Raw genomic sequence first — 18,606 nt, 5'->3', positions numbered from 1 at the left:
GCCAGTGCCGGACACGCGCCGCAACGAGCGAGCGTCCGGCCACCCGCCCGGGCTCACCGCGCTCGGTCCGACCCACGGCCCGGCACGCACAGAAAGTAGCTCCACATGACGCCCAACTCGATTACCGGCTCGTCGACCGCCCCGGCGGTCGTGGTTTCCGTCAGTCCCGTTGTCCTGCCCGCACCGGGGCGACCCGTCGACCTACAGGTGCGTGTGACGGCGCCGGCCACCGGTCATGACTTGCCGTTACTGCTGATGTCGCACGGGCAGGGACCGTCGAACAACCTGTCCTCGCTCCACGGTTACCTCCCGCTCGTCCAGCACTTCGCCGCCCGGGGCTTCGTGGTCGTGCAACCCACCCACCTGAGTTCGGCCACCCTGAAAGGGCACCCAGGCCTCAGGGACCATCCGGAAGCGCCGTTGTTCTGGCGTGAACGCGCGTTGGACATGACTCGCATCCTGGACGCCCTCGCCAAGCTGGAAGCCGCTGTCCCGCAGATCGCCGGCCGGATCGACCACGGCAAGGTGGCCGTCGTCGGGCACTCCATGGGTGGACACACGGCCAGCCTGCTGCTCGGCGCCCGGTTCAACCACCCGAGCACCGGCGAGACGGTGGACGTTCGCGACCTGCGCATCATCACCGGCGCCCTGCTCGCCGCCCCGGGCCGCGGAGGCGAGGCGCTCAGCGCCACGGCCGCCCGGCACTATCCCTTCCTCCTGACCACCGACTTCTCCACCATGACCGCCCCCGCCCTCGTGGTGGCGGGCGACAACGACCCTTCACCGCACCTCACCGTGCTCGGCTCGCCGTGGCACACCGACCCGTACCGGCTCGCACCGGCACCCAAGACCCTTCTCACCGTCTACGGCGCAGAGCACATGCTCGGGGGGATTTCGGGGTTCGACGCCGCCGAGACCTCCGACGAGAACCCGGCACGCGTCGAGGCGGTGGCCCGCCTCACCGGCGGGTACCTGCGGACGCAGCTGATCCCGGGCGACCCCGCCTGGCGAGAGGCTCAGGATGCGCTGCTGTCCAGTGCCGAGCCGGCAGGACAGGTGGTGACCAAGTAACGGTCGGCAGCTGCGGCCGTGCCTGTGTACCACGCATGCGGTTGCGGGCAGGTTCGGCACGCAAGTGGTGCGGGCCCGCAGCCCTGCGGACATGCCTCCCCCTGCCGCTCTGCTGAACGGCGCCAGACATCGATGCTTCCCTACGGAAAGCAGAGCGGATAAACTGCAACAGGAAAGCGCTTTCCTGATCGGGATGGGAAGGCGGGGCCAGTTCTCGAGTCGGTGGTGGCGATGGTTGATGCGCGACAGACGTCGGGGCTGCCGCGGCGGCTCCTGGTCACCGCCGCGGCGGTGCTGCTTCTCCTGGTCAGCTGTCCGGGCAGTCAGCCGGCCGGGGCGGACGCCGACCCCTCGGCCGCGCAAGCGGCCGGTTCCGCCCCCCGCACCGAACTGGCCGACAGTGGTGCCTGGTGCTGGTTCGCCGACCCCCGTGGGGTGTATTACCACGGCAGTCACCGGCGTACCTACCTCGGTTTCATCACCTCCAACGGCGAGATCCGGGTGGCGATGTACGACCACGCGACCGGGCGTCGCACCACGTCGGTGGTGACCACCGGATTCCAGATCGACGACCACAACAACCCGGCCATCGTGATCCGCCCCGACCGGAGGGTCGTCGTCTTCTGGTCCGCCCACGGCGGTTCGGCCATGTACTACCGCCGGTCGGCGAAGTCCGAGGACGTCTCCGCCTGGGAGCCGATCAAGCAGGTGCCCACGAACACCGCCGGCACTCACGGATACACCTACCCCAACCCGGTACAACTGTCCGGGGAGGACAACCGGTTGTACCTGTTCTGGCGCGGCGGGGACTTCAACCCGGCCTACTCCACCACCAACGGCGGCGACCGGTGGACGACGGCCACCCGGCTGATCTCCGTACCCGGGCACCGGCCCTACGTCAAGGTCGCCGCCAACGGCCGCGACACCATTCACTTCGCCTTCACCGAGGCGCACCCGCGCAACCTCAGAACCAGCATCTACTACATGTACTACCGGGCGGGCAGCCTCTATCGGGCCGACGGCACCCGCATCGGACCGATGGGCACCGCGGTGACACCCGCGCAGGCGACCAAGGTGTACGACGCCGCGACGCACGGCGCCAAGGCCTGGATCCACGACATCGCCATCGACAGCTCCGGCCACCCGGTCATCACGTACGCCACCTTCCCCACCGACGCCGACCACCGGTACCGCTACGCCCGTTGGACCGGCACCGGCTGGTTCGACCGCGAACTCACCGCGGCCGGCGGGACGATCAGCGGTGACCCGGCCGAGCCCAACTACTCCGGCGGCATCACCCTCGACCACGACAACCCGTCGGTGGTGCTCATGTCCCGGCAGGTCGACGGGGTCTTCGAGATAGAACGGTGGACCACCCCCGACGGCGGCACCAACTGGAGCACCGAAGCCATCACCGCCGGTTCCACCGAACCGAACATGCGGCCGTTCTCCCCATGGGGCCTGCCCCACGGCGGTGCCCTGGACGTGGTCTGGATGGCCGGCGACTACCCCAGCTACACCCGCTACCGCACCCGCATGCTCCGTACCGGCACCGGAGCGGGCGGCAACACCGCACCCACCGCGTCGTTCACGGCCACCCCCACCAACGGCGACCCGCGCACCGTCGCCTTCGACGCCCGCGGCTCCGCCGACCCCGACGGCGCCGTTGCCTCCTGGTCATGGAACTTCGGCGACGGCACGACCGCGACCGGGGCCACTCCCGGCCACCGGTACGCCCAACCGGGCCGCTACTTCGTCACCCTGCGCGTGACCGACACCCATCCCACGACACCCGCCAGCGACGTCTTGGTCCGTGAAGTCGTCGTCACCGGCTGAGTCCGTGACCACCTGAACCGGCAGACACGACGGCGACCAGGTCTGGCTGCTCCCCTCCCACCGCGTCGCCGCACCGGCCGGTGCCCCAGACGCTTCCCCCCGCGAAGTCACGTCCCTCGCCCGGTTCAAGGAGGACATCCATGAGACGCATGATCATCGGTGTGGCCGTGGCCGCGCTGCTCACCGCAGCCGGCGGCGCGGCGCCCGCGCAGGCTGCCGACCCGGCGTACCAGGTGCTGGTCTTCTCGAAGACCGCCGGCTACCGGCACGCCTCCATCGCCAGCGGCCTGCAAACCATCCGGGACCTGGGCGCGGCGAACAACTTCACCGTCACCACCACCGAGGACGCCAACGCCTTCACCACCGGCAACCTCGCCCAGTTCGAGGCGGTCGTCTTCCTCAACACCACCGGCGACGTCCTGAACGCCACGCAGCAGACCGCGTTCGAGTCGTACATCAACGGCGGGGGCGGCTACGTCGGCACCCACTCGGCCGCCGACACCGAGTACAACTGGCCGTTCTACGGGCAACTCGTGGGTGCCTGGCTGGACTACCACGCGTCCATCACGCAGGCGAACATCACGGTGGAGGACCGTGCGCACCCCGCCACCGCGCACCTCGGCAAGACCTGGACGCGCACCGACGAGTGGTACAACTACCTCACCAACCCGCGCTCGTCGGTGCGCGTGCTGGCCAGTCTCGACGAGTCGAGCTTCTCGGGCGGCACCATGGGCGACCACCCCATCGCCTGGTGCAAGACGGTGGGCAACGGGCGCTCGTTCTACACCGGCGGCGGGCACACCGCCGCGTCGTTCGGCGAGAGCGGCTTCCGCGCCCACCTGCTCGGCGGCATCCGGTACGCGGCCGGCTTCGCCAAGCAGGACTGCCGGCCGGAGAACGGCTACACCACCCTCTACAACGGGTCCACCACGGGCTGGTCGCAGGCCGGCGGAGGCGGGTTCACCAACTCCAACGCCACGCTGAGGTCGTACGGTGAGTTCGGCACCCTCTGGTACTCGGCCAAGCAGTTCGGGGACTACTCGCTGAAGCTCGACTGGATGATGGACGGCGACGACAACTCCGGCGTCATGATCGGATACCCGACCACGTCGACGCCCGGCTCGTACGACTCCGGCGCGTTCGAGATCCAGATCGACGCCACCGACGCCGCCGACCGCACCACCGGCTCCGTCTACCGCCGCAAGGCGGCCGACGCCGCCGCCCGCGACGCGGCCCTCAACCCGCCCGGGTCGTGGAACACCTACGAGCTGCTCGTGCAGGGCGAGCGGGTACAGGTCTTCCTGAACGGCCGGAAGATCAACGACTTCACGAACACCGACGCGTCCCGCACCCTGCGGGGTCACATCGGTCTGCAGAACCACGGCGTCGGCGACGACGTGTCGTTCCGCAACGTCCGGATCAAGGAGCTCGCCGGCGATGCGCGCACCGTCGAGGGAGAGTCGTACACCTCCTCCTACGGGGTCCAGCGCATCGCCAAGCCCACCGCCAGCGGCGGCGACACCCTCGGCCGGGTCCGTAACGGCTACTGGGCCGGCTACTCACACGTCGGCACGGTGGGGCGCACCGGCTTCTCCGCGGTGATCTCCTCCGGCGGCCTCGGCGGCACCATCACCATCCGGTCGGGCTCACAGACCGGACCGGTGCTGGGCACGGTGCAGGTGCCGGTCACCGGCGGCTGGGAGACCTTCCGGACCGTGTCCACCACGCTCAACGGCAACGGCACCGGCGCGCTGTTCCTGACGTTCAGCGGCGGCGACGGTCCACTGTTCAACATCGACACGCTGACCGTCACCGGCTGACGGAGATGGGCGGGGGCGCCCGGTCATCGCTTCTCGACGCACCGGGTGCCCCTCCGAACGACCCGCCTCACCGAGGCCGGCACCGGTCCGCCCGGCGCGATGTCGTTCACGGCTGGTCGACACCGACCAGCCGGGCGAGAAACTCACGCTGGGTGCCATTCAACACCGTTTCCTGGTACGACGTGAGCAGCGCATTGGTCCGCGGATCCACCTTTGTCCACCCGTCGAAGCTCAGGTGGCCCAGTACGAGGTGGTAGTCGGCGACCAGCCGGTCGATCTCCTCATCGCCAGTGTCCGGCCCGAGCGCGGCGAACCGGGCGGTCAGCGCGGTGATGGCCGCCAGCAGGTCCGGCTCGGTGACCTGGCTGAGCAGCCCGGTCAACGCGGTTCGGCCCTTGTCGTCCAAGAGGTGGTGCAGCAGCATCATCACCTCGCGGTCGTGTTTGAGCATCTGTGGCGGCAGGTCCGGCCCGCCGCCGCCAATGCTCGCGAGTAGGCCGGCCAGTTCCGGCGGCGTGTCCGGGTCGGCTCGGGCGGCGCGAAGCTGGGCGATCACCTCGCGGCGGGCGGTGAGACGCTCGATCTGGTCGGCCAGTTCGCGGTCGAGCTCCTCAAGGACCGTGTGGTCCCGGCCGCTGGCGCTGAGCATCGGCGGAATTTCGTCGAGGGGGATGCCGAGCTCGGCCAGCCGCCGGATGCGCAGCAGCAGCACCAGGTCGCTCACCGTGTACTCGCGATAGCCGTTCGCCCGCCGTGCCGGCTCGGGGAGGACCCCGACCTGGTGGTAGTGCCGCAGGGCGCGGACGCTGACGCCGGCCAGCCGGGCGATTTCGCTGCTGTTCATCCGTTTCTCCTACTGGTCAGCCTACTAGTTCGGCCTCGGGTGCCGGCCGTGGTTCCAGGTCGCGCAGTGCCCGTGAGCCGATCGCGGCGACGCCGGTGATGAGCCAGACGACGGCGAGGACGACCGCGCCGGTCCGGGCGCTGAACTCCGCGACCAGCAGCGCGGCACCGCCCATGCCGAGTGCCGGGGCGAGGGTGAGCAGTGCGTTCTGGAGGCTCATCACCCGACCGCGCATCGCGTCCGGGATCCGCTCGACCATGAGCACGCCGATCAGGCTGCCGAACAGCCCGTTGCCGAGCCCGATCAGGGCCGCGGCGCCGAGCACGATCCACGGTCCCGCCAGCGTCGCCATCGTGCTGAAGCCGGCGATCGTGATCAGCATTCCGGTCAGGAACCAGGTACGCCGCCGGCCCCGGCTGCCCGCTGCGGCGTATGTCCCGCCGCCGATCAGCAGCCCGACGGCGAGCGAGCTGAGCACCAGGCCGAGCAGCTCAGGCCGCTGCTGGAGGGTGAAATATACCGGCAGGACCAGCGCCTGGAAGCCGGCCAGAACCACCACCAAGCCGGCACTGAGCACGGTGGTGGCCAGCAGGAACGGCGAACGGCACAGGGTGTGCCAGCCGTCGCGCAGCACCTCCCGCCGCGGAGCGGCTCCGTCCGCCGGGATCACCGCCGCCGCGATCACGCCGGCCTCGCGCGGGATGAGCATCGTGACCGCCGCGGCCGTCGCCGAGGTCGCCGCGGTCACCCACAGCACGATGACGCCGTCGAACGCCGCGATCAGCGCCGCCCCGACCGCCGGCCCGATCAGCATGACCATTGCGCCGAGCGCCTCGCGCAGTCCTAGCAGCCGCTCGGTCCTCATCCGCCCGGCCCGGATGACGCCCGGGATCATCGCTTCCCGGGCGGTCAGCCCCGGCACGTCGCCGAACGAGCCGATCACCGCGAACAGCACGAACCAGCCGAGTGCGAGCCCGACCGCGGCGTCGACCAAGGGCAGCGCGGCAATCGAGAGCGCGGAGATCACATCGGTGAGCACGGAGGCCGTACGCCGGTTGATCCGGTCGATCATCACGCCCATGACCAGTCCCGCGACGGCTGCGGGCAGCGCCGAGGCGACGGCGACCGCACCGGTGGCGAGCACACTGCCGGTGGTCTGCAGGACCAGCAACGGCAGGACCACCCCGGCGATGGAGTTACCCAGCATGGACAGGACGTAGGAGGCCAGGTAGGCCCACGGCGCGCGGTTCATACGGGCATCGCAAACCATGACGCCGCGTCGGGGTCAACTCCACAGCGCCCACCGCCACCGTCCGCGCTGTGGGCATGCGCGGGCCGGGTCCCTTAGTTCATCGACAGCTGGATCGCATGTCTGCTGGATCGGCGCCGGCGGTTCCACGCCATGATCCAACTATTGACATCGGAGCTATCTGTAAGTTCACTTAACAGTAAGGTCGGTAAACCGCACTGCCCGGGCAGACAACCGACCAGGCGTCGGAGTCTGCCCGTCCCTCGGATCGTCGCCGCCGGCTCCGAGATGCCCGATGCATGAGTTGAAGGAGCGCCTGCATGAGCCGTTCAGGCAGATTCGGCCGCCGCCAGCTGCTGGGCGCCGCGGGTGCAGTCGGTGCCGCCACGCTGCTCGGAGTCCCCGGACGCGCTCAGGCTGCCGCTACCCCTGTCGTACCGATCGACTGGCGGATTTTGGGCTCGTATCCCGGCGCCGACGCTGCCGGACAGCGGTTGACGGCGATCCTCGCGGGGAGTTCCCGCTACCTGATCGGGCCGTGGTACGCGACCACCTACACCTACTACCTGCCGGACGGATACATCGACCTCAAGGGCACCGACGAACGAGCTGTCCGGCTGCCCGCGATGGCCGCCGTCGCCGCCGCGGCGGCTTTGGTCACGGGCACCTATGACCCTCGTACCCTGTCGGTCCCGAACGCCACCGTCCGCACCCGCAACCTCATCCGTACCCTCGCGGCCCGGCACCGGGCCACCAACACGAACAGCACCACCCGCTGGGGCGGAACGTGGCAGAGCGCGCTCTGGGCGTACTACACCGCGCTTGCCGGGTGGCTTCTCACCGACCACCTCGACGCTGTCACGCACGGCCACCTGGCCGCCATGCTCGCCTGGGAGGCCGACCGGCTCGCCACCGGCAACGCGGTCCATCTCGTGGGTACCGCCGGTAACCAGCTCTACATGACCCGCCGGGACGGCACCGTCGTCACCCCCGGCGACAGCAAGGCCGAAGAGGACAACTGGAGCGCCGCCGCACTCTCCCTGGCCGCGGTGATGCTACCCGGCCATCCCAACGTGACCCGCTGGGCCCGCCGCAATGTCGAGCTCCTGCTGGCCGCGGCGGCCTGTCCGGCAGACCTCACCGGCACCGCCACGATCAACGGGATTCGGCTGTCGTCCTGGCTCCAGGGCACGAACATCGCCGACGACGGGACCCTGCAGAATCACTCACGGCTGCATCCGCTGTACATGGTCTCGTTCGACCAGAGCCTCTACCAGGGCTTCGTCTACGGACTCGCCAACCGGGCCGCGCCCCGGGCGGCGCTGCACAACATCACCCGGACGTACCGCGCGCTGGTCAACAAACCGTTCCCGTTGCCGAGCGGAGGTACCAGCCCGATCTACCGCCCGAACTCCGCGGAGATCTACTACCCCGAGGGCAACGACTGGGGGACGCACTTCCCGTTCTACTTCGGCAGCTTCGACCTGCTGGTCTCGTTGACCGGCCAGGATGCCGGCATCAGCCCGTCCGCAGCCACCTGGGAGCAACGGCACAACGACGCGCAACTGGCCCTCATGACACGCTTCAGTGATGGCCGCACCTACGGTGCCAGCAGCGAGAACACCTACTACGGCAGGGAACACCGCATCGGCGCCATGGCCGCTCAGACCTACCTCACCCTCTTCCTGGCCCGCAACTCCACCGGTAACCGGCTTCGCTGGGAGTGACCGCGTCGCGGTGACCGTCGGCGCTACTGACGCCAGGGCGTGAACTGCGGCACCACGTCGGCGAGCGCCTGGTCGAGGATCTCCAGGCCCAGGTCCAGCTCGGCGTGGGTGGAGGTGAGCGCCGGCGCGATGCGGAAGACGCCGCCCATGCCGGGCAGCTGCACCACATTCATGTGCAGGCCCAGCTCCAGGCACCGCCCGGTCACGGCGGCACCCAGCGCGTCGGCCGGTCGTTTCGACTCCCGGTCGCTGACCAGTTCGAGCCCGACCAGCAGCCCGCGGCCGCGCACGTCGCCGACCACCGGGTGTCGCTGGCCGATCTCCCGCAGGCCCTTCCGGAGGTACGCGCCCAGGTGCGCCGCCTGTTCGTCGAGCCGGTCGGCCTCCAGCACGTCCAGGACCGTGTTGCCGACCGCGGCCACCAGCGGGTCCGAGACGTGCGTGGTGAAGAAGAGGAAACCGCGCTCGTGCGCGGCGTGCTCGATCTGCGGGCTGGTCACCACGGCAGCCAGCGGCAGGCCGGCGCCGAGCGTCTTGGACAGGGTCAGGATGTCCGGCACGACGCCGTCACGCTCGAACCCGTACCACTCGCCGGTGCGGCACAGACCGGTCTGCGCCTCGTCGAGGATCAACAACCCGCCGCGCTCGTGCACCTTGTCGCGCAGCGCCGCGAGGTATCCCGGCGGCAGGTCGATCACGCCGCCGGAGCTGAGGATCGGCTCGACGATGCACGCCGCCAGACTGCCCACCGACTGGGCGTCGAACAGCTCGAACGAGAACTCCAGCTGACGCCGCCAGTCCAGCTCACCGTCGGCAAGGGTGAAGTCGGGCCGGTACGCGTTCGGCGTCGGGATCGCGAAGTTGCCGGGCGCCGCGGGCCCGTACCCCTTGCGGCCCGAGCTGTAGGTGGCGCTCGCCGCCGCCTGCGTCATCCCGTGCCAGGAGCGGGCGAACGAGATGATCTCGTGCCGGCCGGTGACCAGCTTCGCCATCCGGATCGCCGCCTCGTTGGACTCCGCACCGGTGGTGAGCAGCAGGACCTTGTCCAGCGGCGCGGGCAGGGAGCCGGCGAGGCGGCGGGCCAGCTCGACCACGGGCCGGCTCAGCATGCCGCTGAACAGGTGGTCGAGGGTGGCGGCCTGTTGCTGGATCGTGGCTACGACAGCGGGGTGGGAGTGACCGAGGATGGCGCTCATCTGCCCCGACGTGAAGTCGAGCAGGCGGCGGCCGTCGGCGGTGAACACGAAACTGCCTTCGGCGCGGTCGATGATCTCGCGTACGAAGCTGCCCGCGCCGATGTAGCGGACCAGGTGACGATCGGCGTCGGACCAGAACGAATCAGCCATGAACCGACGCTAGGCAGTCCCGGGGAGGCACGTCCATCGCACATTTCCGCTGTCGCTGTTAAGCAGAGCCGTACAGTCGGGGGTCATGACGCTGAATCCGTGGCGGCTGCGCCTGCTCGCCGACCTGGCGACCTACGGCACCGTCCGAGCCGTTGCGCGGCGCGGCAACCTGAGCCCGTCGGCGGTGTCGCAGCAGCTCGCCACGCTGGAACGGGAGACCCGGACCGCGCTGCTGGAACGCACCGGACGGCGGGTGCGGCTCACCGCGGCCGGAATGTTGCTCGCCGGCCGGGCTCGGGAGATCCTCGCGGCCATGGACGCGGCCGAGGCGGAGCTGCGCCGCCTCGCCGACGAGCCGGCCGGCACGGTCACCGTGGCCGCGTTCCAGAGCGCCCTGCAAGCCCTCGCCCAACCGGCGCTGGCCCGTCTCGCGGCCCGGCACCCGGACGTGAGCGTGGTGTTGCTGGAGTTGGAGCCGCACGAGAGCATGCCGGCGCTGCGTCGGGGCGACGTCGACCTGATCATCACGACGGCCGACTTCGCCGGCGCCGAGCTCTCGCCGGAGATCGACCTGGTGCCGCTCGCCACCGATCCGGTCGTGCTCGTGCTGCCCCCGGAGCATCCGCTGACCAGCGCCGAGTCGGTCGCCCTGAAGGCGTGCGCGCAGCAGCGCTGGACCTTCGACGTCGCCGGCTCGTACATGTCCGAGCTGTCCACCCGGCTGTGCCGGGAGGCCGGCTTCGAGCCCGTGGTGATCTGTCGGTTCAACAACTACATGCTGGCGCTCCAGCACGTGGAGAACGGCCGCTCGATCGCCATGCTGCCGAAGCTGGCAGTGGACCCGCGGTACCGGGTGGTGACCCGGCCGCTGAACCCGCCGTTGACCCGGCGCATCACGGCCGCGGTCCGGCGACCGGCCGTCTCACGCCCCGAGGTGACGGCCGTGCTCGGCGCGCTGAGAGCAGGTGACTGACCTTGGCCCGAGCCAGCACCGCACGCCGATCCGTCCGGACGGGGCCCGTGGCGGCAGCCTCAACAACGAGCGCAAGAACTACCGCTGCGACCACCCAGCCGAGTATGCCGACGCCAACCACATCGCGCTCCCCCGCAGCCGCTACGTCCGAACGGATACCCATCTCGGGCTGCGTGTCGTCGGCGCCGTCCGGGCCGGCGGAGAGCAACCCTCCCCGCTGTGGGCTCGGGCTGCAGAGCTGTCAGTCCTCTGGCGAACCGGGACTGACGAGGCCCGTCTCGTAGGCCACCACCACTGCCTGGACCCGGTCGCGCAGGTTGAGCTTGGCGAGGATCCGGGCGACGTGAGTTTTCACGGTCGCCTCGGACAGGTGTAGCACCGCCGCGAGTTCGGCGTTGCTCAGGCCGCCGGCCAGTAGGCGCAGGACCTCCGTCTCGCGTCGGGTCAGCGTGGCCAGGTCGCGGTGCAGCGTCGCCGTCTGCGGATCAGGGCGGGCGAAGCGTCGTACCAGGCGGCGGGTGATGGCGGGCGCGAGCAGCGCGTCACCGTCCTGAACCATCCGCACGGCCGCCACGAGATGCTCCGGCGTCACGTCCTTGAGCAGGAATCCGCTGGCTCCGGCCGCGAGTGCGGCGTAGACGTACTGGTCGAGGTCGAACGTGGTCAGGATGATGATCCGCGGCGCTGCGGCGGTCCCGGTGAGGATGCGGCGGGTGGCCTCGAGACCGTCGAGCTCGGGCATGCGCACGTCCATCAGCACGACGTCGGGCTTGGTGCGGCGGACCGCGTCGACCGCTTCCGCGCCGGTTGCGGCTTCGGCCACCACGTCCGCTCCGCCGGCGGTGAGGATCATGCGGAAGCCGGTGCGAACCAGCGCCTGGTCGTCGGCGACCACCACGCGCACTGTCATGTCGCCTCCCACGGGATCAAGGCCTCGACCTGGTAGCCGGCGCCTGGCCGGGCTCCGGCACGTAGCGTCCCGCCGTAGACGGCGAGTCGCTCCCGCAGCCCGATCAGGCCGCGCCCACCCGTCCCGCTGGTCGCGGCCGGGATGCCGGGTTCGGTGTTGCCGACCTCGATCCGCAGGGCTTCCGGCGAATACTCGACGACGACAGTGCCAGCGGCACCGGGCGCGTGCCGGACAATGTTGGTCAACGCTTCCTGCACCACCCGATAGGCCGTCAGCCCGATGCCGGAGGTGACCGGTCGGCGCTCGCCCGAGATGGTCAGTCGCACCGGCACACCGACGTCACGCATACGTTCGATCAGCTTGGGCAGGCCTTCGATCCCGGGCTGGGGGTCCTCCGGGTCGTCCGGCTCGGGCTGGGCCAGCAGGCCCATCACGTGCCGCAACTCGGTCAGCGCGGACCGACCGGTCGACTCGACGGCGAGCAGCGCCTCCCGCGCCTGGTCCGGTGCGGCGGCGAGCACCGTCCGGGCCGCCCCCGCCTGGATGACCATCACGCTCACATGATGCGTCACGACGTCGTGCAGTTCGCGGGCGATGCGGGCCCGCTCACCGGCGACCGCGTCGCGCAGCGCCGCCTCGTGGGCTTGGGCCTCAGCGGTGAGCCGCTGCCGATCCTCACCCGCCCGGCGTCGCCACACGTGGTGACCCCCGGCGGCGGCGACCAGCGGGGCCAGCAGGACGAACGGCAGATAATCCGCGGACACCGTGATGAACATCAGCTCGCGCAAGCTCATGGCAACCAGCACGGACACCGGGACGGATGCCAGCGCCGGAAGCCGGTACGGGCTGTGCGCCGCCGCGCTGTAGACGGCGACGAGGTAGGTGAGCACCACGCACGGGTACAGGTTCGACTGTCGGCCTCCGTCGGTCACCAGTACCAGTGACGCGGCGGCCATCGTCGCCCAGAGCACCGCGAGCGGATAACGGCGGCGCAGCACCAGCGGCGCACACATGACGAAGACCAGCAGCAGCGCTCCGAAGACCGATCCCGGCTGCGCCTCCGACGGGACCGGCAACGGCGGCAACGACGGCAACGGCGGCGGTGGGACCCCGGGATCGTCCGTGGCGGCCTGGAAGCACACGAGTCCGAGCGCACCCGCCAGTGCTCCGTCGAGCAGCAGCGCCCGCCAGCCTGGCCTCGGCAGCGGTCCCGTCGCCACGATGCCTCTCACAGGCACATTCTCGCCGCCGAGGGCCGGTTCAGGCATCAGCCACGGTATGCAGGGCGACTACATCGCAGGGATGACTCCGAACGAAGATCCGACTTCGACGGTACGACCGGTGCGTCGCCGGACCGATGCAGGGACCTCGTACTCGCCCCTAACGTCACGGCCGTCCACTTGAACCGGCCTGACCCGAGGGGCGACACATGACCGACCCGGTGATCGAACTATGCGGGGTGACCCGCCACTACGACAAGGGCCCACCGGCGCTGGACGACGTGTCGCTGACCGTGCATCCCGGCGAGTGTGTCGCCGTGCTCGGCCCATCCGGCAGCGGGAAGTCCACGCTGCTCAACCTCCTCGCCGGTCTGGACCGGCCGAATGCGGGCACGGTGGTCGTCGCGGGCACCAGATTGGAAAAGCTCGGCGAGGCCGCGTCGGCCCGCTTCCGGCGCGCACACGTAGGTCTGATCTTTCAGTTCTTCAATCTGCTCGATGACTTGACCGTGCTGGACAACGTGCTGCTCCCGGCCCAACTGGCCGGCGCCCCGGCGCGCGGATCGCGCGAACACGCGGCCCGACTGTTGGACTCGCTCGGCATCACCCGGCACGCGCGCGCGTACCCGGGTCGGCTCTCCGGCGGCGAACGCCAACGCGTCGCCGTCGCCCGCGCCTTGATCAACCGCCCCGCGCTCCTGCTGGCCGACGAGCCGACCGGCGCGCTGGACACCGCCTCCGGCGAGGACGTCCGGCACCTGCTCGACGACCTGCACCACAGCGGCCAGACCATCGTGCTCGTCACCCATGACCTGCGGTTGGCCGAGGCATGCGCGAGCCGCACGATCCACCTGCGCGACGGCCGGGTAGAGGCGGAACGGTGAGCGGCCTCGGCCGGGTCATCCGGTCCGGCGTACGGCGTCGCAGGGTGCAGACCATCGTTATCGGACTCGTCACGGCGGCCGCCGTGACCGCCACAGTGCTCGGCGCCGGACTGCTGGTCGCATCCAAGGCACCCTTCGACGACGCGTTCGCAGCCCAGCGGGGAGCCCACCTGACCGTGCAGACGGACACCGATCTGGTCACCGAGTCGCAGCTCACCGCATCGGCCTCGGCCCCGGGAGTGGTTGCCGCCGCCGGCCCGTACCGGGTGTTGGTGGTCACCTTCGCGGAGCGCGCAGGCATGCGGTTGCCGCCGCTGACGATCGTTGCCCGCGCCGATCCTGGCGGCGCCGTCGACCGGGTCGAGCTGGCCAGTGGACGGTGGCCAGCCAGGCCGGATGAACTCGTGCTGGGCGGCGGCCACGTCCGCATTCCGCCCGGCGTCCGCCTGAGCGCGCCCGGCGGTACCGAGTTCACCGTGGTCGGTACGGCCCGGTCGGTCAGCGACACCGCCAGCGCCTGGGTGCTGCCGTCCGCCATCGGCGCACTCGACGGGCCAGGAACGGCAGACGGTTACCAGATGCTCTACCGGTTCGCGGATGCGCGCACCGCGACCGAGGTCGAGAGCGGCCGCGACGCCGTGGTCGCGACGTTGCCGCCCGGCGTGGTCACCGGCGCCCGATCCTGGCTCGACGTCCGGCAGCGCGCCGTCGAGGACGCGGCCGTCTTCGTGCCGTTCCTCGTCGCGTTCGCACTGCTCGGCATCGTGATGGCGATATTGGTGGTCGGCACGGTCGTCGCCGGGTCGGTCGGTGCCGCCACCCGCCGCATCGGCATCCTCAAGGCGCTCGGCTGCACGCCGGCCGGCATCGTCCGCGCCTACGTCGCGCAGGCGCTGTTCGCGGCCACCGTCGGTGCCGTCGCCGGAACCGTCACCGGGAACCTGATCGCGCTGCCGGTGCTGGCCGAAACCGAGCAGCTCTACGGCTCGGCGAACGCCACCATCGCCTGGTGGGTGACTCTTCTGGCGGCTGGCGGGATGCTGGCGGTGGTGGCGGTGACCGCGTGGATCGCCGCGCTGCGGGCCGGCCGGCTACGCACCGTGGACGCCATCGCGGTCGGACGGGCGTCCGGCCCCGCGCGCGGCCGGTGGGCATCGCACCTGGCGGCGCGACTGCCGGTGGCCAGGCCGGTGGGGCTCGGCCTGGCCCGCCCGTTCGCCCGGCCGGTGCGCACGATCGCGATCCTGCTGGCGGTCGCGACTGGCTCGGCGGCAACGACGTTCGCGACCGGCCTCGGTGCGTCGCTGCTGCGCATCGAGACCGCCCTCGATCAGAACGTCGCGGACGTCACAGTGAGCGGCGACCGCGCTGCCGGACCCGGCACCCCTCTCACCGCCGATCCCGCGAAGGCGCTGGCGACGATCGACGCGCAGCAGGGCACCCAGGCCAGGTACGGCCTCGCCAAGGCACCGGGCACGGTTGTGGGCATTTCCGATCGGGTTTCCGTCACTACGATCACCGGCAACGCGACGTGGGACGGCTTCGAGATGGTGGCCGGACGCTGGTTCATGGCACCCGGCGAATCCGTCGCCAGCGGCCCCCTGATGAAGGCGGCCGGAGCCCGAATCGGCGACAGCGTCACGGTCCACGTCGAGGGCACCCCGGTACGCCTGCACATCGTCGGGGAGGTTTTCGAGTCCAACATGGCGGTGTTCACCAGCACCACCACGATCGCCGACCAGAAGCCGGCCGAGTACCGTGTCGCGCTCACCCAGGGCACTGACGCCGGCGATTACGCGGAGACGCTGACCGGCGCACTCGCCGGCCAGGCTCTGACCGCGCAGCCGACCGGTCTGGAAACCGACCCACTCCTCGTGGTCGTGGAGGGGCTGACCGCAACGTTGACCCTGCTACTCCTCGCGGTGGCGGGGCTCGGTGTGCTCAACATGCTCGTCCTCGACCTACGTGACCGGGTCCACGATCTCGGCGTACACAAGGCGCTCGGCATGACGCCGGGCCAGACGATCGCGATGGTGATCGCGTCCGTCGCCGGGGTCGGGCTGGTCGGCGGGCTGCTCGGCGTACCCGCGGGCATAGCGATGCACCGGCTCGTCGTACCCATGATGGCCGCCAGCGGCGGACTGCACCTGCCGGCGACGCTGCTCGACGTGTACGGGCCGGTCCCGCTCGCGGCGTTGGCGCTGGGCGGGCCGATGACGGCCCTACTCGGAGCGCTACTGCCAGCCGGGTGGGCGGCCAGGACCCGGACTGCGACGGCCCTGCGCACCGAATAGCGCGGAACCCAGGTCAGGCACGCGGCCCTTGCGGTGCCGGACCCGCCAACCATCGCGAGAACGCCCGTCACGCACGTCGATACCGGCTAGAGCGTCGGTGGGGCTGGTCCATTGTCATCCGGTACATCGAGTGCCGCCAGTGCGGATTCGGCGGCCTCAGTTGTTTCCGGGTCGGGCTGCACCATGGATCCGTTGAGTTCGAGAGCCCGGGTGAGTGCGGCTCGTGCGGCGTCTCGCATTCCGAGTCCGGCGTATGTGAGCCCGATCAGCAGGTGAGTGGTGGAGAGCTGGAGGACGCTGCCGGACCGTTGGACGGCCGTGAGCGTGGCTGGCGCCTCGGCAAGGGCCTCTGGCCACCGTCGCGCCTGCGTCAGCGTCCGCAGCAGTCCGTTGTGGCCGGTGCTGAGCGCCACGAGACGTGGCGTCCGCGACATCGGTCGCACCTGGGCTTGTTGTATGGCCGCGCGGTACTGGTCGACCGCCTCGTCGGTCCGTCCCGCCAGCTTGTAGGCGGTGCCGAGGCTGACGAGGTACTGCACGCAGGCGTCATGGATGCCGGCGGCGTCGGCGACGTCGATCGCTCGGCGGATCGCGGTCAGGGACCGGTCGTGGTCGCCGGCTCTGGCCCAGCCGGCGCCGGCGAGCCACAGCGCCTCGGCTTCGCCTTTCGCGTCGCCATGCTCGTCAGCCATCCGGTGGGCTTGCATGGCGAGCTCGACACCGTCGGCGTATCGCAATTCCAGATAGATGAGCACCCAGGCGAGGTAGTTGATGTGGGTGATTTCCTGGCGTCGGTCCGGCAGGTGCGCGGCGGCGGTGCGTGAGCGTTGGTAGACCTCGTGCCACGGGCCGTCCTTGGCCGACTGGTCGGAGTACCAGTGCATCGATTCTGCGATGTCGACGACTTGTTGGTGCTGTCCGTCCCGGGCGGCGGCGCGGAGGGCGCCGACCCAGTTGCTCAGTTCGGCCCGCAGCCATGCGCGGGCGCGGTCCTGGGTGTCGAGTGGGTCCAGGCCGCGCCAGTGCCCGGGTGGAGCGCCGTGGCCGGGCTCGTACCAGCGGCCGGCCGTGATCGCGGTGTCGATGAGCGCGTCGAGCATCCTGCGTCGGGCCGCGTCCCGCTCCGGACGGGTTTCGTCGGTCCGGAGGCACTCGGCGGCGTAGAGGCGGATGAGGTCGTGGAGGCGGTACCGGTCGCCGACCGCCTGCAGCAGGCCGAGGTCGGCGAGGTCGTCGAGGAGGTGTTCGGCGTGGTGGTGGTCGGTGTCGACCAGGACCGCGGCGAGCGGCGCGGTGAAGTCGTCGCCGGGGATGAGGGCGAGGCGCCGGAACAGCGTCGCGGTCGGTCCGGTCAGTTGGGCGTAGGACAGCGCGAATGCCGCGGCGACGCCGGTGTCACCGGCGGTGAGGTTGGCCAGCCGGCGTTCCTCATCGGCGAGCCGGTCGATGAGGTGTCGCATGGTCCATCCGGGTCGGCTGGCGAACCGGGTGCCGGCGATCCGCAGTGCGAGGGGCAGGTTGCCGCACAGGCGCGCGACGGTGCCGATCTCGGTGTCCGACGCGCTGCGCGACGTGGCACCCCCGATGGTCCGCAGGAGCCCGGCGGCTTCCGCGTCGGCCAGCGGTGCCAGCCCGATGCGGAGCACGCCTTCCAGACCGGCGAGCGTGCGGCGGCTGGTGACGATCGTCATCGCCGTGCCGGTGCCCGGCAACAGCGGCCGGACCTGCGTCTCGTCGGCGGCGTTGTCCAGCAGCAGCAGTACCCGGCGTTCGGCCAGGATCGCTCGGAGCTGGCTGGCCTGTTCGTCCTCGCTGGTGGCGATGCGGCCAGGATCGGCCCCGAGCGCCTGCAGCAGACGCCGCAGGGCCGCACCGACGGCTAACGGTGTCGGGTCCATCCCGCGCAGGTCCAGATAGCAGCGGCCGTCGGGGAATCGAGCGCGGAGCTCTTCGCCGGCGTGCAGGGCGAGCGCGGTCTTGCCGAGCCCGCCCTGCCCATGGATCAGCACTACCGGGGCCATCCTGCCCGTGCCGGCGCCGTCGGCGTGCTGCGCGATCAGCTTCGACTCCGCCTCGCGGCCAACGAAGTCCGAGACGCCGCGTGGCGGCTCACCCGACCGCGGCCGCCCGGATGCGTTCTGCGCCCGGGCGGCCCGGGCGGCCGCAGCCAGGTCCGCGCGCTCGGCCCCGCCGAGGCCGAGCCCGTCGAACAGCGCAACGAGTGTCCGGTCCTGCGGCCCTCGGCTGCGCCCACGTTCCATGTCGCTGATCGCCCGCGCACTGACGCCGGATGCTTCGGCGAGCGCCTCCAGGGTCAGGCCCGCCCTGCGGCGCAACGCCCGCAGCCGATCGCCGAACGAGGTCTCCACCACCACACCTCCAGGCCGTCGATCGAAGATCGACGCTAGCGGCCGGCCGAAACGTCGGGCAAC

13 protein-coding genes are annotated in these 18,606 nt (G+C 70.7%); 7 read left to right on the top strand and 6 right to left on the bottom strand.

The genetic code is table 11. The features are described from left to right. The first annotated feature begins 105 nt into the window (after window positions 1–105). The 3 genes from D7223_RS12480 to D7223_RS12470 all read left to right on the top strand — a co-directional run bounded on the left by D7223_RS12480 (window position 106) and on the right by D7223_RS12470 (window position 4,727). Window positions 106–1,071, top strand: coding sequence for an alpha/beta hydrolase family protein (locus D7223_RS12480; RefSeq protein WP_120728411.1), 966 nt, complete (start codon window positions 106–108; stop codon window positions 1,069–1,071). 231 nt (window positions 1,072–1,302) lie between these two features. Next, window positions 1,303–2,907 carry a BNR-4 repeat-containing protein gene (locus D7223_RS12475; protein ID WP_186832199.1) on the top strand — a complete coding sequence of 535 codons (1,605 nt, stop codon included), beginning with the start codon at window positions 1,303–1,305 and terminating at the stop codon, window positions 2,905–2,907. A 140-nt stretch (window positions 2,908–3,047) separates the two neighbouring features. Further along, the gene (locus D7223_RS12470; protein ID WP_120728409.1) at window positions 3,048–4,727 is read left to right on the top strand and encodes a ThuA domain-containing protein; all 1,680 of its coding nucleotides are present in this window, start codon (window positions 3,048–3,050) and stop codon (window positions 4,725–4,727) included. Window positions 4,728–4,833: 106 nt separating this feature from the next. Here the strand turns inward: D7223_RS12470 and D7223_RS12465 are convergent, their stop codons facing one another. After that, a complete protein-coding gene (locus D7223_RS12465) occupies window positions 4,834–5,571 on the bottom strand; it encodes a MerR family transcriptional regulator (protein ID WP_120728407.1) in 738 nt (245 codons plus the stop codon). 16 nt (window positions 5,572–5,587) lie between these two features. Continuing rightward, window positions 5,588–6,823 (bottom strand): MFS transporter, encoded by a 1,236-nt coding sequence (locus D7223_RS12460; protein ID WP_120728405.1) that lies wholly within the window; start codon window positions 6,821–6,823, stop codon window positions 5,588–5,590. A 491-nt stretch (window positions 6,824–7,314) separates the two neighbouring features. Between D7223_RS12460 and D7223_RS12455 the strand changes: the two genes are divergently transcribed. Next, window positions 7,315–8,547, top strand: coding sequence for a hypothetical protein (locus tag D7223_RS12455; protein WP_202864626.1), 1,233 nt, complete (start codon window positions 7,315–7,317; stop codon window positions 8,545–8,547). 23 nt (window positions 8,548–8,570) lie between these two features. On the opposite strand, the gene D7223_RS12450 is transcribed toward D7223_RS12455, so the two are convergent. Then, window positions 8,571–9,893 (bottom strand): aspartate aminotransferase family protein, encoded by a 1,323-nt coding sequence (locus tag D7223_RS12450; RefSeq protein ID WP_120728403.1) that lies wholly within the window; start codon window positions 9,891–9,893, stop codon window positions 8,571–8,573. Window positions 9,894–9,978: 85 nt separating this feature from the next. Between D7223_RS12450 and D7223_RS12445 the strand changes: the two genes are divergently transcribed. Beyond that, on the top strand, window positions 9,979–10,866 hold the full coding sequence (locus D7223_RS12445; RefSeq protein ID WP_120728400.1) for a LysR family transcriptional regulator: 888 nt from the start codon (window positions 9,979–9,981) through the stop codon (window positions 10,864–10,866). A 241-nt stretch (window positions 10,867–11,107) separates the two neighbouring features. Here the strand turns inward: D7223_RS12445 and D7223_RS12440 are convergent, their stop codons facing one another. Continuing rightward, window positions 11,108–11,776, bottom strand: coding sequence for a response regulator (locus D7223_RS12440; RefSeq protein WP_120728399.1), 669 nt, complete (start codon window positions 11,774–11,776; stop codon window positions 11,108–11,110). Next, entirely contained in the window at window positions 11,773–13,008 is a 1,236-nt protein-coding gene (locus D7223_RS12435; protein ID WP_238161875.1) for a sensor histidine kinase, read from the bottom strand. The genes D7223_RS12440 and D7223_RS12435 overlap by 4 nt, the downstream gene beginning before the upstream one ends. Before the next feature lie 197 nt (window positions 13,009–13,205). Between D7223_RS12435 and D7223_RS12430 the strand changes: the two genes are divergently transcribed. Both D7223_RS12430 and D7223_RS12425 read left to right on the top strand, forming a co-directional pair. Continuing rightward, the gene (locus tag D7223_RS12430) at window positions 13,206–13,880 is read left to right on the top strand and encodes an ABC transporter ATP-binding protein (RefSeq protein ID WP_120728395.1); all 675 of its coding nucleotides are present in this window, start codon (window positions 13,206–13,208) and stop codon (window positions 13,878–13,880) included. An 83-nt stretch (window positions 13,881–13,963) separates the two neighbouring features. Beyond that, window positions 13,964–16,174 (top strand): ABC transporter permease, encoded by a 2,211-nt coding sequence (locus D7223_RS12425; protein WP_238161869.1) that lies wholly within the window; start codon window positions 13,964–13,966, stop codon window positions 16,172–16,174. Window positions 16,175–16,260: 86 nt separating this feature from the next. Here the strand turns inward: D7223_RS12425 and D7223_RS12420 are convergent, their stop codons facing one another. Further along, window positions 16,261–18,543: a helix-turn-helix domain-containing protein gene (locus D7223_RS12420; protein WP_120728876.1), complete on the bottom strand. Its 2,283-nt coding sequence runs from the start codon at window positions 18,541–18,543 to the stop codon at window positions 16,261–16,263. Window positions 18,544–18,606: the final 63 nt, after the last annotated feature.

The sequence above is a fragment of the Micromonospora endolithica genome (assembly GCF_003626595.1).
Taxonomy (GTDB): Bacteria; Actinomycetota; Actinomycetes; order Mycobacteriales; family Micromonosporaceae; genus Micromonospora; species Micromonospora endolithica.
This window is presented reverse-complemented; position numbering and strand designations above follow the sequence as displayed.

Coding starts and splice junctions, on each gene's coding strand:
- D7223_RS12470 (WP_120728409.1), top strand. CDS start 3,048: ATGAGACGCATGATCATCGGTGTGGCCGTGGCCGCGCTGCTCACCGCA.
- D7223_RS12440 (WP_120728399.1), bottom strand. CDS start 11,776: ATGACAGTGCGCGTGGTGGTCGCCGACGACCAGGCGCTGGTTCGCACC.
- D7223_RS12465 (WP_120728407.1), bottom strand. CDS start 5,571: ATGAACAGCAGCGAAATCGCCCGGCTGGCCGGCGTCAGCGTCCGCGCC.
- D7223_RS12450 (WP_120728403.1), bottom strand. CDS start 9,893: ATGGCTGATTCGTTCTGGTCCGACGCCGATCGTCACCTGGTCCGCTAC.
- D7223_RS12430 (WP_120728395.1), top strand. CDS start 13,206: ATGACCGACCCGGTGATCGAACTATGCGGGGTGACCCGCCACTACGAC.
- D7223_RS12475 (WP_186832199.1), top strand. CDS start 1,303: ATGGTTGATGCGCGACAGACGTCGGGGCTGCCGCGGCGGCTCCTGGTC.
- D7223_RS12460 (WP_120728405.1), bottom strand. CDS start 6,823: ATGAACCGCGCGCCGTGGGCCTACCTGGCCTCCTACGTCCTGTCCATG.
- D7223_RS12445 (WP_120728400.1), top strand. CDS start 9,979: ATGACGCTGAATCCGTGGCGGCTGCGCCTGCTCGCCGACCTGGCGACC.
- D7223_RS12480 (WP_120728411.1), top strand. CDS start 106: ATGACGCCCAACTCGATTACCGGCTCGTCGACCGCCCCGGCGGTCGTG.